Raw genomic sequence first — 23,127 nt, 5'->3', positions numbered from 1 at the left:
GACCGCGCGCGGTTCGGCAGGGGAGCCTATGCGACGTATAGAACTGGAATATTTCGCGCAGTTGCACGATGCGGCGGGGTGTGCGGCTGAAAGGCGCGAGACGGAGGCGGATACGGCCGCGGCACTTTACGATGAACTGTGTGCGATCCATGGCTTTTCCCTGTCGCCTGCCTGCATGCGTGTGGCGGTCAACGCTGCGTTTTGCCCGTGGGACCAGCCTTTGCGGGACGGCGACCATGTCGTGTTCATTCCGCCGGTCAGCGGCGGATGAGCCGGTTTTTGATGGCGGACGCGCCCGTGGCGATCGGGGTGTTGCAGCGGGAATTGCTGCTGCCGCAGGCAGGCGGGTTTTGCAGTTTTGAAGGATGGGTGCGGCAGACGAATGACGGCCGTGCGGTGTCGGGCATCGACTACAAGGCTTTTCGGCCGCTGGCGCTGACGGAAGGGCAGGCCATCCTGGAGGAGGCCACGGCGCGGTTTGCGATCTGCGCGGCAACGGCGATGCATCGGATCGGGTATCTTGCCGTCGGGGAAACCGCAGTGTGGATCGGCGTCGCCGCACCGCATCGTGATGCCGCGTTCGGCGCCTGCCGCTTCATCATAGACGAGATCAAGCGGCGGGTACCGATATGGAAGCAGGAACATTACGAAGCCGGTGAGACCGGCTGGGTCGCCTGTCACGACGTGCGATGAGTGTGGCCGGGTAGGGTTTTCGAGATGTCCTCTCTGTTTCACCAATTGCCTGTCACGTCGCTGGGGCGGCCCGACAGGGTGTTCGCGCTGAACGTGGCCGATGAGGTGCCGGTCAGGCTGACCTTCAACGGGATCTTTCCCTATGGTGTCATGATGATGACGCCGGCGGATCTGGAGGATTTTGCCTTCGGCTATTGCCTGACGGAACAGATCGTCGAGGCTGCCGCGCAGATCCGCTCGGTTGCCGTGAGGGAGGAAGATGACGGGCTGAGCATGGATATCGCGATCACCGGGGATGCGCTGGCAGCGTTGATCCGGCGCAGTCCGCGTACCCGGACCGGGCATTCGAGCTGCGGGATCTGTGGCAGCGACGACGTGCCGGCCTGCGATGCCGTGGGGGCGCCGGTGCTGGGCGCGGGCCCCATGATCCCGATCCGGGCGGTACATCGCGCATTGAACGAACTGGGCGCATGGCAGAAGCTGAACGCGGCGACGCGGATGGTGCATGCGGCCGGCTGGGCCGACCGCGAGGGCCGGATCGTGATGATCCGGGAGGATGTGGGGCGGCATAACGCGCTGGACAAGCTGATCGGGGCACGGGCGCGGGGGGATGAGGCGGGAGAGGGGTTTTGCCTTCTGACCAGCCGCTATTCGTTTGAAATGGCCCTGAAGACGCTGCGGAGCGGGATCGCGGTCGTGGTTGCGATCTCGGCCCCGACCTATCGGGCCTGTCGGCTGGCGGAGACGATGAACCAGACGCTGGTCGCCATTGCGCGGCGCGACGAGCAGGTTCTGTTCTGTGGCCGGGAGCGGCTGGTGGAAGAAATTCTGGTTTCGAAATGAGAAGGCGGTAGATGTTTCTGAGGCAGCTTTCCTATCTTCGGGAAATCGACAGGCTTCGCAGCTTCTCGAAAGCCGCTGCGGCGTGCAATGTCTCGCAGCCCGCGCTTTCGCGTGCCATCCGGCAGCTGGAGGAAGAGCTTGGGATCGTTATTATCGATCGCAAGAAGAAGGTCTTCGGCCTGACGACCGAGGGCACGCGGGTGCTGAAATGGGCGCATGATATCCTGCGCAGCGTGTCGGAGATGCGCAGCGAGGTTTCGTTGTCGCGGCAGGAGCTGGTGGGGTCGGTCAAGATCGGCGTCATCCCGACCGCCGTCCATGTCGTGCCGGTGCTCCTGGAAGCGATCAAGGAGAAGATCGGCGATTTTTCCAGCGAAGTTTCCGTTCTGCCGAATGCGGACATCATCGAGAGGCTTGCCAGCAAGCAGCTCGATATCGGGATCATGTATTACGACCAGTGCCCGCAGGCGCAGGCTTTCATGGTCAGGGCCCTTTATGCGGAAGAGCAGGTGCTGGCCGGTACCGCGGCCTATGCCTTTCCCGACGAGCGGGAAATAAGCTGGGAGGATGCGGCGAAATTTCCGCTGGCGCTGCTCAGCCCGGGCATGCGCTGCCGGCAACTGGTGGATATCGGATTCCAGACTGCCGGGGTGGAGCCGATCATTCGCCTGGAGACGGCGTCGCTGGAGTTGATCCATGCGGAAATCATGCGGGGTGCGATGGCGACCATCCTGCCGCTGTCTTCCTTTCCGTTGCGGGTGCCGCCGGCCGGACGGTTGCAGATGCGGCGGCTTGCCGGTTTTTCGCCCGGTTCGATCGGCCTGGTGCGGTTGAGCGAACTCCCTTTGTCGGATTTCGTGGCGCAGGTATGGACCGTCGCGCTGGAGACGGATTTCCGGGAGCAGTTCGGCAGCCTGTGCTGACGGGGAAGGGCAACACCATGGTTGCGCCTTGTGGGTCTGGCCGATAGGCTGCGCGCAACTGGGAGGTTGCGCATGGAGACGGACAGGATCGAAAAGACGGTCATCCTGAAGGCGACGCTGGAGCGGGTGTGGCGGGCGATCAGTGAGTCCGGCCGTTTCGGCCAGTGGTTCGGGGTGGAGATCGATGGCCCGTTCGTCGCAGGCCAGGAAGCAATCGGGCGGGTGGTTCCCACCCAGGTCGATCCGGAGGTCGCCCGCTTGCAGGAGCCGCATCGCGGTGCGGCCTGGCGCGTGCGGATCGAGCGGATCGAACCCATGCGACTGTTCTCGTTCCGCTGGCATCCTTTTGCTGTCGATCCCGCGCAGGATCATGCTGCCGAGCCGATGACGCTGGTGACGTTCGCACTGGCGGAGGTGGAAGGCGGCATCCGGCTTACCATCACGGAAACGGGGTTCGACCGGCTTCCGCTTGCCCGGCGGCCCCAGGCGTTCAGGGCGAATGAGGGCGGATGGGCGCATCAGGCCAGGTTGATCGGGACATATCTTGCCCTGCGCGAAGATTGAGGCGCGTCGTGACGAAAGGCGGGAGCTGTTCGGGGGATCTGCAATCGGTGGTGCCGGTTTTCGCGGCGCTGGGCGATCCGATCCGTCTGTCGATTGTCGCGCGCCTGAGCGAAAATGGGCCGCTGCCGACCATTCGGTTGACGGAGGGGGTGGGGGCGATCAGCCGGCAGGGGATCAACGGGCATCTGCGGGTGCTGGAAGAGGCCGGGCTGGTGGAAAGCGCGCGGGTCGGCCGCATGCGGCAATGGCAGTTGCGGACGCAGAAGATCGCGATCATACGCAAACATCTCGAACGGATATCGATCGTGTGGGATGCGCGTATCGCGGCGCTGCGGGCGTTGGTGGAGGATGATGCCGCACCATTATCGCCGCCGGCGCTTTGCCGGCCGGAGCGATGATGGATAATCGTGCGGGAGAGATGCTGGTCTTTGTCCGGGTTGTGGAGGCGGGCAGTTTTTCCGAGGCGGCGCGGCAGCTTCTGATGACGCCCTCGACGGTCAGCAAGCTGATTGCGCGCATGGAAGAGCGGCTGGGCGTGCGGCTGATCGAGCGGTCGACGCGGCGGCTGTCGCTGACCGACGAGGGGCGTCTCTTCCATGAGCGTAGCGGTGCCCTGCTGGCGGAACTGGACGATATCGAGCGCGCGGTCGGACAGGGGGGGAAGGGGGCCGGGGGCACGGTGCGCGTCAACGCGTCGGTGGCCTTCGGCGTGCTGGGGATCGAGCCGTTATTGCCCGCGTTCTGGGAGATGTACCCGAACATGGTGGTCGATCTGTCGTTGTCGGATGAGATTGTCGATCTGTACCTCGATCGTGCCGATATCGCGTTTCGGGTGGGGCCGCTGGCGGACAGCAGCCTGATTGCGCGCAGGATCGGGGTTGCGCGCCGGAAGATCGTCGCGGCGCCGGCCTATCTGGAACGCCACGGCACGCCGGTCACGATCGCGGATCTGGACCGGCATAACTGCCTTGGTTTCAATTTTCGGCGCGCGGCCCCGATCTGGCCGCTGAAGGATGGGGGACGGATCGTCGATCGGATGGTGGGGGGAAACCTGCTGGCCAATAACGGCGAGACCGTGCGGCGGCTGGCGCTGGCGGGAATGGGGCTGGCCCGTCTGGGCGACTATCATGTGCGCGAGGATATCCGCCATGGCCGGCTGGTCGAAGTGCTGGACCAGGCCGGCCTTGGTGACGAGGAAGAGGTTCATGCCCTCTATCCGGGCGGACAGCGCATGCCGCAGCGCATTCGGCTGTTTCTCGATTTCATGATTCCGCGCTTGCAGGGCTTCATGCGCAACGACCCCGTGTGAAATCGAGCGGCCGTTGCGCGCATGCTTACCCTGCGCCGAACGCCAGGGCTTGCGCGAGATGTTGGCGATAGCGGTGCGTGGTCGTGTCGATGGCCGGGGCCTTCATGACGTCCGACGCGAGGAAGGTCGGCAGGGGGGCCATGGCGAGGAACTGATTGGCCTTGTGGAACGGAAAATAGACGGCATCGACGCCCTTGCCGTCGAAGAACTGCGCGGGGTCGAGGAAGGCTTCTTCCGGCGCGTTCCAGGTCAGGGACAGCATGTAATGCTTGCCGTGCAGCAGGCCGCCCGAGCCGTATTTGCGTTCCGGGTGGGCCCGGCTGCGGCCGTCGTTGGCGTAGAGCGTGCCGTGCCCGGCGGTGAAGACTTCATCCATGTATTTCTTGACGATCCACGGGGCGCCCATCCACCAGCCGGGCATCTGGTAAATGACCAGATCGGCCCACAGGAAATTCCGGAGTTCCTGCTGGATGTCGTAGCCGGCATCGATTTTGGTCTGGCGGATGGCGAAGCCGGCATGCGACAGGGTTTCGACCGCCACGTCGTGGAGCGTATCGTTCAGGCGCCCGTGCGAATGGGCGAAGGCCTTTCCGCCGTTCACGAGGAGGATGTTCTTCATGATTGCTTGTCCTGTCGGTGATTTCCGGAACGGATGAGGGACGGTCAGGCCGCGCCTTCCAGAAGGTCCCTGGCGTGCGTGAGGGCTGCCGTATAGGCGGCGTGGTACCGCGCGGTCGCGTCCGCTTCACTCAGCCCCACGGGCACGAACCGGCTGCCCCAGCCGATGAGGCAGCGGTCGGGGCCCTGTTCGGTGACGGCGACCTGGCCGACATAGTCTTCGACCGGGTCCGGTCCGCTGAGGTAGGCGTAGGAATACATCCGTGCCCGGTCGTCGAAGCGGATCAGGCGTTCGGTGATGGTCGTGCCGTCGGCAAGCGTCAGGCGCCGGATGCGTCCGCCGTCTTCCAGCACGCTGGTCCGGATCATCGGTATCCATAGCGGCAGGCTGTCGAAGCCGCCGAGCAGGGCCCAGGCGGTGTCGGCACTGACGGCGACGTTCATCTGGCTGGTGATTTCGACCAATGCAAGCTTCTCCCTGTTGCGTCGGAGGGGGGCTGCGCGTGGGCGGCCCCGGTTTGCTGCACGTACAGGGCGGCGGCGGGCAGGGCTATGGGCCCGGCCGTCACAACGCCTGTGAACCGAATTCAGGAATGGCCCGTGGGGGGGAGAAAAGGGAGGCTGCGCGCCTTCAGTGCTGTTGCCGGAGGAACAGGAGCATTTCGCGCAGATGCGCCTGTGACGTCGTTTCGGAGGCCGGATCGGCCAGCAGCGTGGAAAAATGGCGGAGGGCCTCCGGATAGGCCTGTTCCGCACGGATGGGGGGATGGTCGGTGGCCTGTTCGAGCCAGCTTGTGCTGGCGATGCCTGCCTGCCGGCGCAGGTGGAAGAGGATTTCGGTGCAGATCTTGAGGTTTTCCGACCGGCGGAGGCCTTCCAGGCTGGTCTGCTGGCAGAGGATTTCGGCCTTGTTGGAGGTGGTGCCGGCCTGGCGGCGGGCGCGTTCGGTGGCCTCGCGGTCGTTGTCGCCGGTGGCGACGCGTGCGGCGTAGCGGAGATTGGCCAGGAAGGCCCTGCTGACCAGGGTAGGCAGCGAGGCCGTGGATTTCTCCGGCCACAGCAGGAGGCAGGCGGCCATGCCGACAAGGCTGCCGATGATGTTGTTTTCGGCGCGGGCGAAGCCGAGCAGCCAGCCGGTGTCGGAGCCCACGAGGTCGGTGACCAGGACGAAAAGCTGGGTCATGAAGGTGACGCACAGCGTGTAATTGACGCTGCGCAGCGCGATGGTGGTGGCCGATAGCGGGAAGATGAGGAGCAGGACCAGCCATTTCGGGCACAGCGTGCCCGCGATGGCGGCGAGGATGCCGCCCGCGACGCTGCCGGCGACGCGCTCGATGGTGCGGGAGAGGGTGGTGCTGCGGCCCGGCTGGGTGACGACGACGACCGCCATCATCGCCCAGTAGGCATAGGGCAGGTGAAAGGCGAGCGTGATGCCGAAGGCGGCCATTACTGCCACGGACAGGCGGGCGGCGTGCCGGACGAAGATCGGGCCGGGATGCTGCCACGGCGTGGCGGGGGCGGATGGCGTGGCGTCGCGCCGGGGCTGGTCCCTGGCCTGCCATGCGGCTTGCAGGTCGGTCAGGGCGGCGGCATTCCACGCGGCGGCGCGGGCCGACAGGGCGTTGGGGTGGGCGCCGAGGCGGCCGAGCGCGCGGATATGGGGGCCGAGACTATCCGGGGCGTGGCGGCCGGCCGGGATGTCCCGCGCGATGCGGCGGAGGGCGGCCGAGGTGATGCGGATGACGCGGGCGGTCTCGGGCGGGAGCGGGGCGGAGAATGCCGCGTGTTCGAAGGCGATGAGGGTGACGAAGATGCGGTCGGCGGCTTCGACGGCCGGAAGGAGGGTGGCGTAGGCCGGGCTGACAGGTGTGTTGCCGGAGAGTTTTTCCACCGCGGAACGGGCCTGTTCGATGCGGCGGCGGATGTCGCGGCGCCAGGCGCTGAGTTCCTTCTGCTGGGTGGGAAGGCTGGCCGTCTGGAGATGGGGGAGGCCGAGCAGGCGGAAGGCCATGGCGGCCTGTTCGCGAAACAGGGCGGCGCAGGCCTGTTTCTGCGGGGTGCTGGGGTCGACGGGCCAGGCCAGCAGGCAGATCAGCATGGCCCACAGGACGCCGAGGGAGAACAGGCCGGCGAGCGTGACCGCCCCCGCGAGGGTCTGGGGGTAGCAGACGGCGACGACGGCCACGATGGCGGCGAGGACGCTGACCTGAGTGGCGACCGGGCCCCGCGCCCGGGCGAGCCCGCACAGGAAGGCGCAGAGGCCCAGGCCGGCGAAGGCGGCGGCGGTGCTGTAGCCCGCCAGCGCGGATATGGTGCCGGTGATGGCCGCACCGGCCACGCCGAAGGATGTCAGGGCCCTGATCCTGGGACGGAGAAGGCCCCCGGGATCGGCCAGGCAGGTCCAGAAGGCGGCGAAGGCGGACCATGCCATGAGGGGCATGGCGATGTGCCAGGCGACCAGCATGATGGTGCTGACGGCGACGCCGGCCCGCAGGCCCTCGCGGATCGCGATCTGTTCCGGCGCGATGGCGATGGCGCGCGCGCCCAGCCAGTGCGTGACGACCGACGGCATCAGGCTGTGGGCCAGCGCCCTGGGAAAGCGTGGCGTGCGGGGAAGCGGGGGGAAGGGGCTGTTTTTCATCGGGCCGGCGCAGGGAGGCAGGCCACGGATTATATAAGGGAATTCACGAAAAGAGGAGGGCCTGTTGCGGACCCTCCCATGCCGAATGATGGGGCGTCGTGGGGGGCGGCGCCTAGCGGATATAGTCGGGCTGTTCGCGATCCAGCTTGCGGCGCAGGGCGCGCCAGACCAGGCGGCCTTCGTCGGGGTCGTTTTCGAACTGGGCGCGGGTCCGCAGCAATTTATCCTCCGACGGCAGGTGCAGGGGGGCGCCGGTCGATTGCGCGGCGACCTGGATGCGGCAGGCCTGTTCCAGATAATAGGTGCGGTAGAAGGCCTGGGCGACCGAGACGCCGACCGTCAGCAGGCCGTGATTTTGCAGGATCAGGCCGATATTGTCGCCGAGGTCGCGGACCAGTCGCTCGCGCTCGCTGAGATTGTCGTCCGCCGCGATGCCTTCGTAGGCGTGGAAGCCGACGCGGCCGTGGAATTCGACATTGATCTGGTTGAGGGGCAGGATTCCATGCTGCTGCGCGGCCACCGTCATGCCCGCCAGCGTGTGGGTGTGCATGACGCAGGCGGCGTCGGGGCGGCTGCGATGGACGGCGGAATGGATGACGAAGCCGGCCGGGTTGACCGGCCAGCTGGTCGGCTGCTTCGGCAGGCCTTCGGCATCCACCACGACCAGCGAGCTGGCCGTGATTTCCTCGAACAGCCACCCGTAGGGGTTGACCAGGAACGTATGGCCGGGCCCGGGCAGGCGCACCGAGAGGTGGGTGTAGACGAGGTCCGTCATGTCGAACAGCGCGAGCAGCCGGTAGGCGGCGGCCAGGTCCTCGCGCAGCGACTGTTCGTCCTGTTCGGCGTGCGGGGCGATGGATGCGTGCGGGTTCATGCGTGCTCAGTCTTCCGTTTGAAATGCCCGAATGTGGCGGTGCCGCGCGCGCCGGCCGGCAGCGCCAGTTCGCCCCGTTCGACCTTGCGGACCAGGTACTGGTAGGTTTGCAGGGCCTGCGACCACATGTGATCGCCGATCTTGATGGCTTCGTACGTCTCGCCGCCCCTGTCGAAGGCCGGCAGGGGGCGGATCTGGGTATGGTAGTCGCAGGCATAGAACAAGGGGAAGGAATAGCGCTCTTCCTGCACGCTGCGCACGCGGTGCGCGGTGGCGACGAAGGTGCCGGCGGTCATGACCTCCAGCATGTCGCCGATATTGACTACGAAGGCGCCGGGGATGGGCGGGGCATCGATCCACTCCCCGTTGCCGTTCATGACTTCCAGCCCCGGCTGGTCGGCCAGCAGGATGGTGAAGCATTCGTAATCGGTATGGGCGCCGATGCCCGGTGCGTCCTGCGCCGCGCCGTCATGGGGGTAGTGGATCATCCGCAGCTTGGACGGCGGGAACTGCGCCATGTCGTCGAACGCGTTCTCCGGCAGGCCCAGCGCCAGTGCGAAACCCTGGAACAGCAGGCGCCCGAGCGCGAACACGGCGCGGTAATAGGCCTGGGCCCGTTCGCGGAACAGCGGCAGGCCGGGCCAGTTGTTGGGGCCCAGCAGCGGCGTGCCGGACAGGACCAGCGGGTTGTCGGCCGGAACCTCGTACCCGATGTCGAAGGCTTCCTTATGGTCCGGGCGGTCCTTGTTGTAGACCTCCTCGCCCTCCGGCACGAAGCCCTTATGGGTTGCGGACGTGCCGATATAATACTCCATCTTGCGGTCCAGCGGCAGGGCGAAGAAATCCCTGGCCGCCGCGCGCACGCCGTCGATCAGGTCCTGCGGCACGCGGTGCCCGGAGATATAGAGGAAGCCCACATTGCGGGCGGCGTCGCCCAGCCGGTCCGCGACGGCCAGCCTGTCGGCCGGATCGGCGGAATACAGGCCGGAAATGTCGACGACGGGGATCGTGGTGAAGGTCTCGCGCCGGGTGGTCGTGTCTGTCGTCATGTCAGAGATCTCCTGTGGCCGCGTTGTCGTGAGATTGCCGGAATGCGTCGAAATGCCGGCGTTCGGTGTCCGCGATCCATCGGTTGAGGGCCCACAGATCGGCCACCGGCGCGTTGGTGAAGGGCAGTGTGTGCAGGTAGCCGTCCGGGCCGCATTCCGGTGTCAGCGTCGTGACGGCGTAGCCGCGCCGGGCCTGCGCGGCCCAGACCTGCGCCCAGACATGCTGGTGGAAGGCTAGGGCCGCCGCGTATTCCGGCGCGCCGGGATGGGGGACCTGCGGGCCCTGGTCGTAGCCGACCCGGGCCTGGAGGTGATGGACGCGGGCGATGAAGGCGCTGAAATCGTCCAGCGGATCGTCCAGCAGCCGCTCGCAGGTGACGACCCAGTGGCTGACATCGAGCGTGAACAGCGCATCCGGGCACTGGTCCAGCACGTCCAGCGCGATCCAGGGGGAGGAGAGGATGCGCGAGCGGTGCGTTTCGAACACGCATTGCAGCCCTGCCTCGCGCCCGATCCCGTCCGCCCGGTTGATGAAATCCGCCTGCTGGGCGGTGCTCCAGCGATCGTTGCCGCCCAGCACGTTGACGAAGCGGGGCTGCATGGCGGACGCGCGGTCCAGCGCGTGGCGGAGATCGGCAAGGTGGTCGTCCACGCCGGCGGCCTGGCGGGGGATGACGCCCCCGCCGGTCAGGGCGATGGCGATGTAGGGCACGCCCTCCTGGCGCAGGAGGCGGCCCTTGTCGGCCGCGTCCTGCGCGCTGTCGGGGATGCGCGCCTCGATCCCGTCGAAGGCGGCGGCGCGCATGTCCGCGATGACGGACGGCCAGGGGCGGGTATCGCCCCACAGGGTCTTGAACAGTTCGAGGCGCATGGCGGCCGCCTTGGTCCCCGGGCCTAGAAATTGTAGCGCAGGTCGCAGCCGACCCAGCGCGGCGTCTGGAGATACTGCACGCGGCTGTTGTCGCTGCCGGTGAAGGAATAGGTGTTGCCGTGCTGGTTGAGCATGTTGTCGACATAGACGGCGGCCGTCCATTTGCCGGTCTTCGGCCCGACTTCCATCCGCAGGCCCATCGAGCTGATCTTGTTCGTCTTGCCGTTCGGGTCGCCCAGCGCCACCAGCATGTTGTCCTTCCACGTATAGCTGGCTTGCAGGGTCACGCGGTAGCGCGGGGTTACGTCGATGCCGTAGCGGGCGACGGCGTTCCACGAGAAGCGCGGCGCGAAGGGCAGGGCGGAGTGGGAATCCACATTGCCGAGCAGCGGCAGGCCGCCGATGGAACTGACCGAGCTGACGGTCTGCGCGTCGAGATAGGCGAAGGCCCCGCGCAGGTCCAGGTTGGGCAGCAGGTCGTGCAGGGTGCTGGACAGTTCGCCGCCGCGCGTCCGTGCCCGGGGGATGAGGCCGAGGCTGAGCGAGGTGATGTCGCGCGGCATCTCGGCCACGAACAGGGTCTGGCGGTTATGGTATTCGTAGTCGAACAGCGAGCCTTCGATCTGCACCTTGTTATGGAACAGGCTGGTCTTGGCGCCGATTTCATAGGCGATCAGGTTTTCGGGGTGGACATAGTCCAGCGCCTGGGGAGCCGTGACCGGGGCCGCGAAATAGGCGCCGGCCTTGTAGCCGTTGGAAATCGTGCCGTAGACCATCGTGCCGGGCAGGATGGTGTAGCGCAGGCCGACGCGGCCGGTCAGGCGCTCATATTCATGGTTCTGGTTGACATAGGACAGGTGCGAGCCCGCCGTGCCGGTGACGGCGCCGGTATTGTCCAGCGTGCCGCCGTCGAAGCCGCGCTCGTCATAGGACAGGCGGCCGGCGGCGATGAAATCCAGCCCTTTGACGATGTGCGTGACGGTGTTGATGTAAAGGCCGGTCGACAGGTTCTGCTGGACGAAATGGTCCGTCAGGCTGGCATTGGGCGAATCGAGGATGAAGTCACGGTAGCTGGTATAGGCGCCGTTGATCTTGTCCCACGATTCGTAGACGCCGACCGTCAGGTTGAGGCGCTTGGCCAGCGTCATGTTGAGATGCATGTCGTGTGACTGGGCGATGGTGGTGTCGTTCCAGCGATAGTCGCCCACATTGACCGATTCGCCATCGTAATTGTCGTAATCGTCGCGACGGTAGAAATCGATGCCGGTGGCCGAGGTGAAGGTGCCGAAATCGAAGTTGCGGGTATAGTTGATGCCGACGCCGCCGCCATTTTCATTGCGCGAGGCGCGGTTGTTGCCGACATTGACCGCGTTGTACTTGGCATTTTCGCCGACGCCGATCGTGCGGTCGGGCAGGCCGTTCACCGCGTCGCCGTCCACGTCCTGCGGCGAGACCGGGGTGCCCTTGTCGCGCGTGTAATGGATGTTCAGCATCAGGGACGACTGGTCGTCGATGACGAACTGGGTGAGGTTGCGCAGCGACAGGATATCCTGCGCGCCGTAGAGGCGGCCGGTATGGATATCGTGCTGCCAGCCGTCGCCCTTGATGTAGCTGAAGGCGAAGCGGTTGAAGATGCGGTCGGTGATCGGCGTGTTGATGGCGCCGCGCGCGGTGTTGGTGCCGTAGCTGCTGTAGCCCCAGTTCAGGTATCCGCCGAAATGGCCGGTCGGCTTGACGGATTCGATGTTCATGCTGCCGCCGGTCGTGCTGCGGCCATATTCGAAGCCCTGCGGGCCCTTTTCGACGCTGACGGTCTGCACGTCGAACATCTGGCCGTTGTACAGCACCGGATAGGGGGCGAAGACGCCGTCGATATAGATGCCGATCCCGCCCATGTTGGTGCCGATATAATCGTCCAGCCCGATGCCGCGGATCGAGAAGATCGGCGTGCTGCCCGAGGTGGCGTTGACGGCGGTCACGCCCGGGATGAAGGCCGCGATCTCCTTGGGGCTGACGATGTGCAGCGACTGGAGTTCCTTGCCGCTGAGCGTGTTGACCGTGTTGGCCATGGTATGGAACCGCGCCGTGCGCGCGCTGGTGACGGTGATGGCCTCCAGCGTCGGGCGCTGCGGCGCGCGCGCATGGCGGGCGGCGGCATGCGCCGGATGGGCGGGCGCCGCCGGCTGGGACGTGGCGGGGGCGGCGTGCGCGGCGATGCTGCTGACGCCGGCGAGAAGCAGCGCCGAGAACAGGACATGCCGGTTCCTCTGTGCGATGGCGGTACGACAGGGGGAACCGGGTTGTGCTGTCATGGGGCTTTTCCGTCCTGGGGTGATCTTGTTCCTATCCAAGAACGAAAAGTGCGGCGGGTTCGTTGAGAAGGTTCCAAAGTTTACTTTGCAGGCTTCCTGCGTTGCCGGTCAGTGGCGGATCATCTGCGCGAGGAAGGTGCGTGCCCTTTCGGTGCGGGGGGCGGTGAAGAATTCCTCGGGCGGGGCGATTTCCAGCACCGCGCCGCGGTCCATGAAGACGATGCGGTCGGCGATATGGCGGGCGAAACCCATTTCGTGGGTGACGCAGACGGTCGTGATGCCCTGATCGGCCAGATCGCGCATGATGCCGACGATTCCGGAGATGGATTCCGGGTCGAGGGCGGCCGTGGGTTCGTCGAACAGGATGATTTCGGGATTCATGCACAGGGCGCGGGCGATCGCGACGCGCTGCTGCTGGCCGCCCGAAAGCTGGATCGGGAATTTTTCGGCCTGTTCGGCGATATTGACCTGCGACAGGTAGCGGCGGGCCGTGGCCTCGGCATCGGATTTCGCGATGCCGCGCACCAGGCGCGGCGCCAGCGTGCAATTGTCGAGGACGCTGAGATGGGGAAACAGGTTGTAGTTCTGGAACACCATGCCCACCGAGCCGCGCAGCGCCGTGAGGTCGGTGCGGTCGTCGATGATCCGGCCGTCGATCATCAGGACGCCGCTGTCATGCGGCTCGATACGGTTGAGGCAGCGGATGAAGGTCGATTTTCCCGACCCGGACGGGCCGAGCACGACGATCTTCTCGCCCTTGCGGATGTCGAGATCGACCCGGTCGAGTGCCAGGTAATCCTTGTAGAACTTGCTCAGCCCGCGGATGGAGATGCGCGCGGTCGGATCGGGGGAGGTGCTAGGTTGCATCGGCGGATGCCTTGTTGCGGTCGGCCCAGACGAAGCGGCGCTCGATCCGCTTCTGCAGGAACAGGAAGAAGAAGACCATCGCCAGGTAATAGACCAGGGCCGCCGCATAATATTCGGTGAACTGGAATGTGCGCGCCACCTGGATCTGGGTGACGGCCAGGAGTTCCTGCAGCGAGATGACCGAGGCGAGGGAGGTCGTTTTCAGCAGGCTGATGAATTCGTTGATGGTGGGCGGCAGGGCGATGCGCAGCGCCTGCGGAAAGATGACGTGGCGATAGGTCTGTGCCGTGGTCATGCCCAGAGCGTCGGCGGCCAGGACCTGGCCCGGATCGACGGCGCGCAGGGCGGCCCGGTTGATTTCCACCTGATAGGCGGATTCGTTGATCGACAGGGAGAGCCACGTTGCCAGGAACGGGGTGAACCAGTGTTCGCGGAAGATGGGGAAGAACTGGGGCAGGGCGTTCCAGATGAACAGCAGCTGAAGCAGCGTCGGCGCCCCCCGGAACACGGCGACATAGAGACTGAGCAGCCGCCTGACGATCGAATCCCGGCCGTTCAGCTTCATGGCCATCGGGATCGAGAGGACGATGGCCGTGAGGTGCGACAGGAGGGCGATGACCAGCGTCAGCGCGGCGCCCTTGAGGAAGGCGGTCGAGAACAGGGCGCCGAAGAAGGTGGCGAAGTCGAAGCGCGACGGCGTGTTGCGGTCGGTGAAGACGCTCTGATGGTCGCCCGAGATGCCCCATTTCCGTGCCATGCCGGCGATTTCGCCCCGTTGGGTCAGGTCGTCGATCGCCTTCTGCAACAGGGCGGTGTCGCGCGCATCCTTGCGGATATAGACGGCGAACTGGTGGAAATCCGGATAATCCGGCGCCAGGATGATCGTGACCTTTCCGCCCAGCTGCTTCTGCCGGTAGTAGAGCTCGACATCCTGGCTGATGAAGGCGTGGACGCGCCCGATGAGGACCTGCTGCACCACCTGATCTTCGGTCGGGTATTGCTGCAGGATGATCGGTGGCCGTCCGGCGGCGCGCAGGCGATCGTTCTCCCGTTCGATCTGGGCGGCGTAGCTGGTGCCGGACTGTACCGCCACGGTCTGGCCGGACAGGTCGGCCATTTCGCGGATTTTCGGGGTGCCGACGCGGGCGACCGCGACCACGCTGGAATCCAGATAGGCCACGGCGTCATAATTGCGCAGCCGGCCGGCCTGTTTGAGGACGCCGCTGATGACCATGCCGCAGCGCTGGGCGGAGAGGCTGGGGAACAGCCCCTCGAAATCCATGGTCTGGGGGACGAACGCGACATGCCAGTAGTCCGCCAGGCGCCGGGCGAGGTCGATATCCATGCCGGCCAGGGCGTTGGTGTCGGACCCGTTGACGAACGTCATCGGCGGCAGGGTGGGGTTGGTGCACAGCGTCAGCTGCCCGTCATGCACGAAGCCGGGAAGGTCGTCGGCCAGTGCCCGTGCGGCCGGCAGGATGACGGCCAGGGCGAGCAGGGCCGCCGGGAGCATGCGGCGCCATGGACCGGGGCGGCGGATGAGGCGATCGGAGGCTGTCGGGGACCGGTATCGGGAAAAAGCGAGGGTAGACGGGCAGGTGCTCGGCAAGCGGGTCCATCCTTCGTGTGGAGGCATGACGCGGAACGGCCACTGGAATCATAGGCGGAATGTTCCGGCTGGCGCCAGCCGGATCGGGACCCTATACACCATTCCGGTTGGTTTTTGATTTATCAAAACCCAAAGGGAACTCCACGAGATTCAAATCGAGCGCCTGGCATGCCCGGCCTAGGTTGGTGGAGAAAAGGATCGGACTCGTATTATAATCGAGCGCAAGGAGTATGGGTACATGACGTCGAACCGGTGGTTTATCGACAGCGAAACCGGCGAATTGTCGGATGTTCTTTTGTGCCCGCCCGACAATTACAGCTGGATACCCAGCAACGACATCGCGATCCAGACCATGGCGAAGGGGGTGCGGATCGACCGGGGTGCGCTGGCGGCGCAGTTCCGCGAACTGGTCTCGGCCCTTGAGGGGGCGGGAGCGGCCTGCCATTTCCTGCAACCGCATGCGGGCATGCCCTATCAGGTCTATACCCGCGACAGTTCGCAGACGACGCCCTGGGGCACCGTGGTGACGCGCCTGATGCGCCCCGAGCGCCAGGCGGAAGAGCGCGAGATCCGCACCTTCTTCCAGCCGGACGATATCTGGAAGAGCGCCACCCAGGGCCATATCGAAGGGGGCGATATCCATATCATCCGCCCGGGCCTGGTTGCCGTGGGCGTGACGGGCGGCCGCACCGACGAGGCCGGGGCGCGCGAGTTCCTGGGATGGTTCGAGCAGGCCGGATGGACGACGCGGATGATCCGCTTTCCGGAACATTTCCTGCATCTGGACGTCATTTTCACGATGGTGACGGAAAACCTGGCGATTGCGGCCGTCGACGTGCTGGATGACGAGGATCTCGACTGGTTCCGCGCGCAGGGCATCCGGCTGCTGCCGGTCAGCTACAAGGAAGCGATGCGGGACATGGGGTGCAACGTGCTGGCGCTGGGGCGCGACCGGGTGGTCAGCCCGCGCCATTCGACCCGGATCAACGAGATGCTGCGGGCCGAGGGGCTGACCGTGATCGACCCCGAGCTGAACCAGTTCTCGCAGGGCGGGGGGAGCATCCATTGCATGACGATGCCGCTGCGCCGCGCCTCGCTCGCCACCGGTTGAAACCGGCCGGGCCGCCTCGGCGCCGTCAGGCGCCGGGGGGCTTTGCAGGCAGTCTTCTGAATGTGGACAGGCCCGCCCCCGGAAGGGGGCGGGCCTGTGTCGTTTGAGCGCGGGCCCGCTAGCGGGTTTCCGCGCGCGCCTTCATCGAGGCGACCGTCCAGGGCCCCGTGTCCGGGAACGCGGGGCCCTGGCTGCCGCGACGATTCAGCGACGCCACCAGCCGGTGCGGCGCGGCGGGGTGGCATCGTCGATGACGATGGGCTGCACCGCCACCGGTTTGGCGGCCGGGGCGGCGGGCTTGCTGTCCGCCGTCTCGGCCTCGGGCGCCGCGTCGGCAGCGGCGGCCTTCGCCGTTTTCGCCCGTGCGGGGGCCTTGCGGGCCCGCTTGGGTTTGGCGGGGGCAGCATCGGCCGGCGCGTCGTCGGTCGGCTCGGCCGGGGCTGCCTCGACCGGTTCGACCTTGGCGGTCTTCGTGGTCTTGCGGGCCCTGGTCGTGGTCGTCGCGCGCGTTGCGGGCTTGCGTCCGGGCTTCTTCTTCTCCGGCGCTTCCGTCACGGCTTCGGCGACCGGTTCGGGTGCCTCGACCGCTGCGTCTTCGGCCACGTCCGCGACCGGTGCGGCCTTGGTCGTGCGCCGGCGGCGCGTCCGGAGCGGTGTCGCGGGCGCTTCCGCCGCCGGCTCGGCCGGCTGTGCGGGGGTAGTGGCCGCGACGGGCGCTTCCGTTGCCTCGACCTTTGCCGCCTCGACCGCGGCGGGTTCGGCCGCTGCCGGTTCGGCGTCCGCGCCCTTGCGGGTCCGGGGGCTGCGGCGGCGGCGCGGCTTCGGCGCGTCCTCGGCCGGTTCGGTTGCAGGCGCGCTATCGGGCGCTGCGTCCTCCACCGTTTCCACGATTACGGCCACCGGCACGGCTTCGGGCTCCGACACCGCCAGCGTTTCGGCGATATCGACGATTTCGGCCGGTGCGGCGGCGGGCGCCGGGCGCCGGGGCGCGGATGCCGCCGCCACACCGGCTTCGGTCGACTGCTCGATCACATCGAAGATGTCGATGATGCCGTTGCCGAACGGGTTGGCGGGCGTCGGGCCGCGATACGGGGCCTCCACCGGCCGGGGCTCGCGCCGGTCGCGCCGGCGGCGCGGGCGGTCGCGGCCCTCGTCCTCGCGCTCGCGGGGGGCGGGCGCTTCGGCGGTGGGCCCGGTTGTCGCGACGACGGGCTCGGCGGTGTCTTCCCCGGGCTCTTCATCCTCGTCGCCGGCTTCGACCTGGGCCGACTGCGGCGCGCCATCGGCGGTCCGCTCGCCATTGCGCCGCCGCCGACGACGCCGGCGGCGCCGGCGATGGTCGGTACCGTCGTCGGAGCCTTCGGCCGTACGGGGAGCGTCCTCGACGGGGGTCGGGGCTTCGGCCTGGATCGGGATCTCGCGCACCACGGGAGCGGGTGCTTCGGCCTCGATTTCGGCATGGGCCTCGACCGGTTCCGACAGGGCGGTCTGGGCCACCGGTTCGAACCGTTCGGTCTGCGGGCGCACGCGTTCGATGCGCAGCTGGGGCGGCAGCAGCGAGGCGTCGGGCGAGAACACCACGCGCATCTTGTGCCGCGTCTCGATCTCGTCGAGCCAGGCGCGCTTGTTGTTGAGGATATACAGCGCGATCTCGGCGGCGACATGGACCGTGATCTCGGCCGCGCGGCGGCGGGCGCCTTCTTCCTCGACCGCGCGGAGCACATGCAGGGCCGCGCTTTCGGTGCCGCGGATGATGCCCGTGCCCTGGCAGTGCGGGCAGGGGGTGAAGCTCGATTCCGTGATCGACGGGCGCAGGCGCTGGCGCGACATCTCCAGCAGGCCGAAATGCGAGATCGAGCCGACCTGGATGCGCGCGCGGTCGGTCCGCAGCGCGTCCTTCAGCCGCCGCTCGACCATCGCATTGTGCTTGCGGCTTTCCATGTCGATGAAATCGATGACGATCAGGCCGGCCAGGTCGCGCAGGCGCAGCTGGCGGGCCACTTCCTCGGCTGCTTCCAGATTGGTGCGCAGCGCGGTTTCCTCGATATTGCGCTCGCGCGTCGAGCGGCCCGAATTGACGTCGATCGCCACCAAGGCCTCGGCCTGGTTGATGACCAGATAGCCGCCCGAGCGCAGTTGCACCGTCGGGGACAGCATCGAATCCAGCAGGCCCTCGACATTGAAATGCGAGAACAGCGGCTGGGCGCCGTCGCGCCAGCATTTCACCTTCGGGGCGCTCTGCGGCATCAGCATGCGCATGAAGTCGCGCGCCGATTTCCAGCCGGGCTCGCCATCCACCAGGATCTCGCTGACGTCGCGGGTATAGATGTCGCGGATCGCGCGCTTGATCAGGCTGGCTTCCTCGTAGATCAGCGCGGGTGCCACCGAATTCATCGTCAGGTCGCGGATATCGTCCCACAGGCGCAGCAGATATTCGCAGTCGCGCATGATCTCGGGCCGGGGGCGCTGGGCGCCGGCCGTGCGCACGATCATCGCCATGCCGCGCGGGATCTGCAGTTCCGCGATCACGTCCTTCAGGCGCCGGCGGTCGGCGACCGAGGTGATCTTGCGCGACACGCCGCCGCCGCGCAGCGAATTGGGCATCAGCACGCAATAGCGGCCGGCCAGCGAGATATAGGTGGTCAGCGCCGCGCCCTTGTTGCCGCGCTCTTCCTTGACCACCTGGACCAGCAGCACCTGGCGGCGCCGGATCACTTCCTGGATCTTGTAGTTGCGCAGGAAGCGGGCGATGCGGCGCTGCACCATGCTCTCGTCGCCGGTATCGGTCTCGCCGCCGACGGTCTCGGGCAGGGGTTCGGCCTCGCCGTCGGGCGCGTCTTCGGCCGGGGCGTCGGCGGTGGCGGCCGGTGCATCGGGCTCGTCTTCGGCCTGGGTCTCTTCGGCGCGGGCCTCTTCTTCCTGAAGGGCCAGCAGCTTTTCGCGATCCGCGACCGGAATCTGGTAATAGTCCGGATGGATCTCGCTGAAGGCGAGGAAGCCGTGGCGGTTGCCGCCATATTCGACGAAGGCGGCCTGCAGGCTGGGTTCTACCCGGATGACCTTGGCCAGGTAGATATTGCCCTTGAGCTGCTTCTTGGCCGAAGCCTCGACGTCGTAATCCTCGAGCCTGTTACCATCCATCACGACCACGCGGGTTTCTTCCGCGTGTGTCGTGTCGATCAGCATGCGCTTGGTCATTAAAAACGGAACTCCGGTATGCCCGCTCCTGCCGTCTGTCCGGCGTCCTCATGGGGGACGCGCCATTGCGACGGGGGGGAGGGGCAAAGATAGAAATTGGAGACAATTCGACGGATCCGGAAGCCGTTGCGGCGATATCCGCGCAGATCATGCCCGCGCGCGTCCCATGTGACGTGCGCTGTGCCGGGCTGTCTGCGAACGCGGATCGCGTGGCGTTCATCCATCCTCATCAGGCGGTGACGCGCACCCGCGCGGGCGCGGTGCGGCGTCGGAATAAAGGGCATTGTCATCCTGCGCCGGCCTTGCGGCCGGGACGGAGCGGCATCCGAGGCCCGTGGGTCACGGGGGCGGCCTGCCGGATGGGCCCGGTCCTGTCGACCTGGCCGTTTTCCGGCGCCAACCGACGCGGACCCATCACGGTGCAAGCATGACCCAACTGGGGCCGCGCTGCAAGCGCTGTCGCAACCCGGAATGACGGCCTGACGATCGGTCTCAATGATTGCGCGCAAGTCGTTGAAATGCTGACGAAGGGGGCGGAGCCTGTTATGATCCGCCGTGGAAATGGCCACAAAGGGGCGGTTTCGATGGATGCTGATCATTCCGAAGGGGCGGCGGCCGGGAGGCGGGGGCGGCGGGCGATCCTGCTGGCCACGCTGGGCGCGGGGGTCGTCGCGCGGGCGGGCGAGGCGGGTGCCGTGGCCCACCGGACGGCCGCGCATGTCCGCCACCCCCTGCATGCCCCGGCGGTCGTGGGGCGGGCGGCGGCGCCGCTGCCGCTGGTCATGCTCGACCCCGGCCATGGCGGGAAGGACCCCGGTGCGATCGGGGTTTCCGGCACGTACGAGAAACATATCGCCGAGGCCGCTGCCGCCGAACTGCGCCGGCAATTGCTGGCCAGCGGCGCCTATCGCGTTGCGATGACCCGGGCGGACGACCGCTTCATTCCGCTGGAAGGGCGGGTGGAGATTGCGCATGCCCATAGTGCGTCGCTGTTCATTTCGATGCATGCCGACGCGCTGACCGATCGTTCGGTGCGCGGGGCCAGCGTGTACACCCTGTCGGGGCAGGCCTCCGACGCGCAGAGCGCGGCGCTGGCCCGGACCGAGAACAGTGCCGACCGGTTCGGCGGCCCGCAGGTCCATGCCAATTCGCCCGAGGTCGCGGCCATCCTGTCCAGCCTGGTGAGCGAGGAGACGCGGCGCGGTGCCGCCCATATGGCCAGCAGCGTGGTGGATGCCTTCAGGCCGCGGATCGGCCTGCTGACCCATCCGGCGCGGCATGCGGCGTTCGTGGTGCTGAAATCGGCCGATATTCCGTCAGTCCTGGTCGAGATGGGGTTCATGTCCAACCGGATGGACGAGGCCGCGCTGCGGCAGGCGGGGCACCGGATGATGGTCGCGGGCGCGATGAAGCAGGCGGTCGACCGCTATTTCGCCTCCGGCGCCGGGATGACGCGGCTGACCGGGTAGGCGCTGCGGTGGCCGCGTTCCGTTCGGGCGGCCTTTTCTGTTGCAATCGGTGGGGTGGGCTGTATGGTGCGCCCCATGGTTAATGCGATCACCATGACGGCAGGGCTGTCCGGCGCCAAGGCGCTGTTGGTGTCGCATGCCCGCGCAGCCCTTCTCCTTCGCCTTCGACTTATCTGCCCCTGAGCGTTCAGGGTCGGCACGATGCCGGCGCGCCCAGGGGAGATCGCGGGAGCAATCCCGTATGCGAGGAGGCAATGCCCACGTGGCGCTTGCAGGCGAACATTCCGGACCTGTCCGAGGTATTTCATGACAATCCACCATCCGTCCTTCGGCCGTATTGACGACGACCGGGTCATCATCTTCGACACGACCCTGCGCGACGGCGAACAATCCCCCGGTTTCTCGATGAACCTGGCCGAGAAGCTCCGGATGGCGGAAGCCCTGGCCGAGCTGGGCGTCGATGTGATCGAGGCCGGTTTTCCGGTCGCGTCGAAGGGCGATTTCGAGAGCGTCCACCAGATCGCGTCCGCCATTCGCGGCCCGGTGATCTGTGCCCTGGCCCGCAGCGGCGGCAAGAACGACATCGCCAGCGCGGGCGAGGCCATTCGCCCCGCCGAACGCGGGCGCATTCACAATTTCATCTCCACCTCGCCGCTGCACATGAAATACAAGCTGCGGATGGAGCCGGAGACGGTGCTGGAACTGATCACCGCCGGCAACAAGGCGGCGCGCCAGTTCACGGACGATGTCGAATGGTCGGCCGAAGACGGCTCGCGCACCGATCCGGATTTTCTGTGCCGGTGCGTCGAGGCCGCGATCAAGGCCGGGGCGACCACGATCAACATTCCCGACACGGTCGGCTATGCGACGCCCGAGGACATGGCCCGCATCTTCGCCGACGTGAAGGCGCGCGTGCCTGGCGCGGACAGTGTGATCTTCTCGACCCACAACCATAATGATCTGGGCTTGGCCGTGGCCAATACCATTGCCGCGCTGGCGGCGGGCGCGCGGCAGATCGAGTGCACGATCAACGGTATCGGCGAGCGCGCGGGCAATGCGGCGCTGGAAGAAATCGTGATGGCGCTGCGCACACGCCAGGATGTGCTGCCCTATAGCACGGGCATCCAGACCCAGAACCTGCTGCGGACGTCGCGGATGCTGGCGACGATCACCGGGTTCGACGTGCAGCCCAACAAGGCCATTGTCGGGCGCAATGCCTTTGCGCATGAAAGCGGCATTCATCAGGACGGCGTGCTGAAGAATGCCGCGACCTACGAGATCATGACCCCCGAGAGCGTGGGCTGGACCCGGTCGTCGCTGGTGCTGGGCAAGCATTCGGGCCGCGCGGCCTTCCGCGACAAGCTGAAGGCCATGGGGTATGGCGAGATGGACGAGGCGCATCTGAACGATGCCTTCGCGCGCTTCAAGGACCTGGCCGACCGCAAGAAGGTCGTCTACGACGAGGATCTGGCTGCGCTGGTGGATGACGAGGCGCGCGATCATGCCCATATCCGCTTCGTTTCGCTGGATATCGAGGCCGGATCCCGCCGCCCGGCGCGTGCGGAGCTGACGCTGGAGATCGATGGCGAGACCCGCAGCGCCGAGGCCGGCGGGCAGGGGCCGGTCGATGCGGCCTTCAACGCGGTGCGCGCGATTTTCCCCCATGAGGCGAGCCTGCAGCTCTATTCGGTCGGTGCGGTGACGGAGGGCAGCGATGCCCAGGCGCGCACGACCGTCCGTCTGGAAGAGGGCGGCAAGCTGGTGGACGGCCAGGGTGCGGACAGCGATACGCTGGTTTCGGCGGTCAGGGCCTATGTGCATGCCCTGAACAAGCTGCTGGTCAAGCGCGCCCGGACCGAGCCCGAGGCCCTGACCGTGACGGCCTGACGGAAGGCGCGGCGGACCGAACGGACAGGCGGGACCTCCCTCGGGAGGTCCCGTTTTTTATGGCCGCCTTTCCGGGTCAGTAATCGTAATAGCCGGCGGGTGGCGGCGGGGGCGGCGGCGGCGGATAGCCGGGCGGCGGATAGGAAGGCTGCCCATACGGGCCGTAGGCGGGCGCCGCGTAGCCCTGCGGCGGGTAATAATAGGGGCGCGGTCGGGCCGGCGTGGTGGCGGCACCGGTTGCCGCGCCGACCGCGCCGCCGGCCAGCGCGCCGATCGCGGCCCCCGGTCC

At 66.8% G+C, this 23,127-nt stretch carries 20 protein-coding genes and 1 pseudogene; 10 read left to right on the top strand and 11 right to left on the bottom strand.

What is annotated here, in order from left to right; all coding sequences use genetic code 11:
• Window positions 1-28 precede the first annotated feature (28 nt).
• The 7 genes from HLH27_RS16240 (at window position 29) to HLH27_RS16210 (ending at window position 4,332) form a co-directional block, all read left to right on the top strand.
• On the top strand, window positions 29-271 hold the full coding sequence (locus HLH27_RS16240; protein WP_182951090.1) for a MoaD/ThiS family protein: 243 nt from the start codon (window positions 29-31) through the stop codon (window positions 269-271).
• Window positions 268-693: a molybdenum cofactor biosynthesis protein MoaE gene (locus HLH27_RS16235; RefSeq protein ID WP_182951089.1), complete on the top strand. Its 426-nt coding sequence runs from the start codon at window positions 268-270 to the stop codon at window positions 691-693. Before HLH27_RS16240 ends, HLH27_RS16235 begins: the two co-directional genes overlap by 4 nt.
• Before the next feature lie 24 nt (window positions 694-717).
• Window positions 718-1,536: a formate dehydrogenase accessory sulfurtransferase FdhD gene (gene fdhD / locus HLH27_RS16230; protein ID WP_182951088.1), complete on the top strand. Its 819-nt coding sequence runs from the start codon at window positions 718-720 to the stop codon at window positions 1,534-1,536.
• An 11-nt stretch (window positions 1,537-1,547) separates the two neighbouring features.
• Window positions 1,548-2,459: a LysR family transcriptional regulator gene (locus tag HLH27_RS16225; protein ID WP_182951087.1), complete on the top strand. Its 912-nt coding sequence runs from the start codon at window positions 1,548-1,550 to the stop codon at window positions 2,457-2,459.
• Between the two features lie 72 nt (window positions 2,460-2,531).
• Complete coding sequence (locus tag HLH27_RS16220) at window positions 2,532-3,023, top strand: SRPBCC family protein (RefSeq protein WP_182951086.1); 492 nt, start codon at window positions 2,532-2,534, stop codon at window positions 3,021-3,023.
• A gap of 8 nt (window positions 3,024-3,031) precedes the next feature.
• Window positions 3,032-3,421 (top strand): ArsR/SmtB family transcription factor, encoded by a 390-nt coding sequence (locus HLH27_RS16215; protein ID WP_220790459.1) that lies wholly within the window; start codon window positions 3,032-3,034, stop codon window positions 3,419-3,421.
• The gene (locus HLH27_RS16210) at window positions 3,421-4,332 is read left to right on the top strand and encodes a LysR family transcriptional regulator (protein ID WP_182951106.1); all 912 of its coding nucleotides are present in this window, start codon (window positions 3,421-3,423) and stop codon (window positions 4,330-4,332) included. Before HLH27_RS16215 ends, HLH27_RS16210 begins: the two co-directional genes overlap by 1 nt.
• Window positions 4,333-4,357: 25 nt before the next feature.
• On the opposite strand, the gene HLH27_RS16205 is transcribed toward HLH27_RS16210, so the two are convergent.
• From HLH27_RS16205 to HLH27_RS16165, 9 genes are all read right to left on the bottom strand, one after another.
• Window positions 4,358-4,951, bottom strand: a complete 594-nt coding sequence (locus HLH27_RS16205; RefSeq protein WP_182951084.1) for an NAD(P)H-dependent oxidoreductase — start codon at window positions 4,949-4,951, stop codon at window positions 4,358-4,360.
• 44 nt (window positions 4,952-4,995) lie between these two features.
• Window positions 4,996-5,415, bottom strand: coding sequence for an SRPBCC family protein (locus HLH27_RS16200; RefSeq protein ID WP_182951083.1), 420 nt, complete (start codon window positions 5,413-5,415; stop codon window positions 4,996-4,998).
• 166 nt (window positions 5,416-5,581) lie between these two features.
• Window positions 5,582-7,591, bottom strand: coding sequence for an FUSC family protein (locus HLH27_RS16195; protein WP_182951082.1), 2,010 nt, complete (start codon window positions 7,589-7,591; stop codon window positions 5,582-5,584).
• A 112-nt stretch (window positions 7,592-7,703) separates the two neighbouring features.
• A complete protein-coding gene (locus tag HLH27_RS16190; protein ID WP_182951081.1) occupies window positions 7,704-8,465 on the bottom strand; it encodes a class II aldolase/adducin family protein in 762 nt (253 codons plus the stop codon).
• Window positions 8,462-9,514, bottom strand: a complete 1,053-nt coding sequence (locus HLH27_RS16185; protein ID WP_182951080.1) for an isopenicillin N synthase family dioxygenase — start codon at window positions 9,512-9,514, stop codon at window positions 8,462-8,464. Before HLH27_RS16185 ends, HLH27_RS16190 begins: the two co-directional genes overlap by 4 nt.
• 1 nt (window position 9,515) lies before the next feature.
• On the bottom strand, window positions 9,516-10,385 hold the full coding sequence (locus tag HLH27_RS16180) for a sugar phosphate isomerase/epimerase family protein (protein WP_182951079.1): 870 nt from the start codon (window positions 10,383-10,385) through the stop codon (window positions 9,516-9,518).
• A gap of 23 nt (window positions 10,386-10,408) precedes the next feature.
• Window positions 10,409-12,697 carry a TonB-dependent receptor gene (locus HLH27_RS16175; RefSeq protein ID WP_182951078.1) on the bottom strand — a complete coding sequence of 763 codons (2,289 nt, stop codon included), beginning with the start codon at window positions 12,695-12,697 and terminating at the stop codon, window positions 10,409-10,411.
• Window positions 12,698-12,805: 108 nt separating this feature from the next.
• On the bottom strand, window positions 12,806-13,564 hold the full coding sequence (locus tag HLH27_RS16170; protein ID WP_182951077.1) for an amino acid ABC transporter ATP-binding protein: 759 nt from the start codon (window positions 13,562-13,564) through the stop codon (window positions 12,806-12,808).
• A complete protein-coding gene (locus HLH27_RS16165; protein WP_182951076.1) occupies window positions 13,554-15,077 on the bottom strand; it encodes an ABC transporter substrate-binding protein/permease in 1,524 nt (507 codons plus the stop codon). Before HLH27_RS16165 ends, HLH27_RS16170 begins: the two co-directional genes overlap by 11 nt.
• Before the next feature lie 334 nt (window positions 15,078-15,411).
• Here HLH27_RS16165 and HLH27_RS16160 point away from each other — a divergent pair, with 334 nt between their 5' ends.
• Window positions 15,412-16,284: a dimethylarginine dimethylaminohydrolase family protein gene (locus HLH27_RS16160; protein WP_182951075.1), complete on the top strand. Its 873-nt coding sequence runs from the start codon at window positions 15,412-15,414 to the stop codon at window positions 16,282-16,284.
• A gap of 204 nt (window positions 16,285-16,488) precedes the next feature.
• Here the strand turns inward: HLH27_RS16160 and HLH27_RS16155 are convergent, their stop codons facing one another.
• Complete coding sequence (locus tag HLH27_RS16155; protein WP_182951074.1) at window positions 16,489-19,482, bottom strand: Rne/Rng family ribonuclease; 2,994 nt, start codon at window positions 19,480-19,482, stop codon at window positions 16,489-16,491.
• 584 nt (window positions 19,483-20,066) lie between these two features.
• On the opposite strand from HLH27_RS16155, the gene HLH27_RS16150 reads away from it, so the two are divergent.
• Both HLH27_RS16150 and HLH27_RS16145 read left to right on the top strand, forming a co-directional pair.
• On the top strand, window positions 20,067-20,951 hold the full coding sequence (locus HLH27_RS16150) for an N-acetylmuramoyl-L-alanine amidase family protein (protein ID WP_182951073.1): 885 nt from the start codon (window positions 20,067-20,069) through the stop codon (window positions 20,949-20,951).
• A 306-nt stretch (window positions 20,952-21,257) separates the two neighbouring features.
• The gene (locus tag HLH27_RS16145) at window positions 21,258-22,838 is read left to right on the top strand and encodes a 2-isopropylmalate synthase (protein WP_182951072.1); all 1,581 of its coding nucleotides are present in this window, start codon (window positions 21,258-21,260) and stop codon (window positions 22,836-22,838) included.
• 76 nt (window positions 22,839-22,914) lie between these two features.
• On the opposite strand, the pseudogene HLH27_RS16140 reads toward HLH27_RS16145, so the two are convergent.
• A pseudogene (locus tag HLH27_RS16140) lies at window positions 22,915-23,127 on the bottom strand (hypothetical protein); the annotation flags it as partial.

It is taken from the genome of Gluconacetobacter takamatsuzukensis (assembly GCF_014174275.1).
Lineage (GTDB): Bacteria > Pseudomonadota > Alphaproteobacteria > Acetobacterales > Acetobacteraceae > Gluconacetobacter > Gluconacetobacter takamatsuzukensis.
Note: the sequence above shows the minus strand (reverse complement) of the source record. Positions and strands in the feature narration are given on the sequence as shown.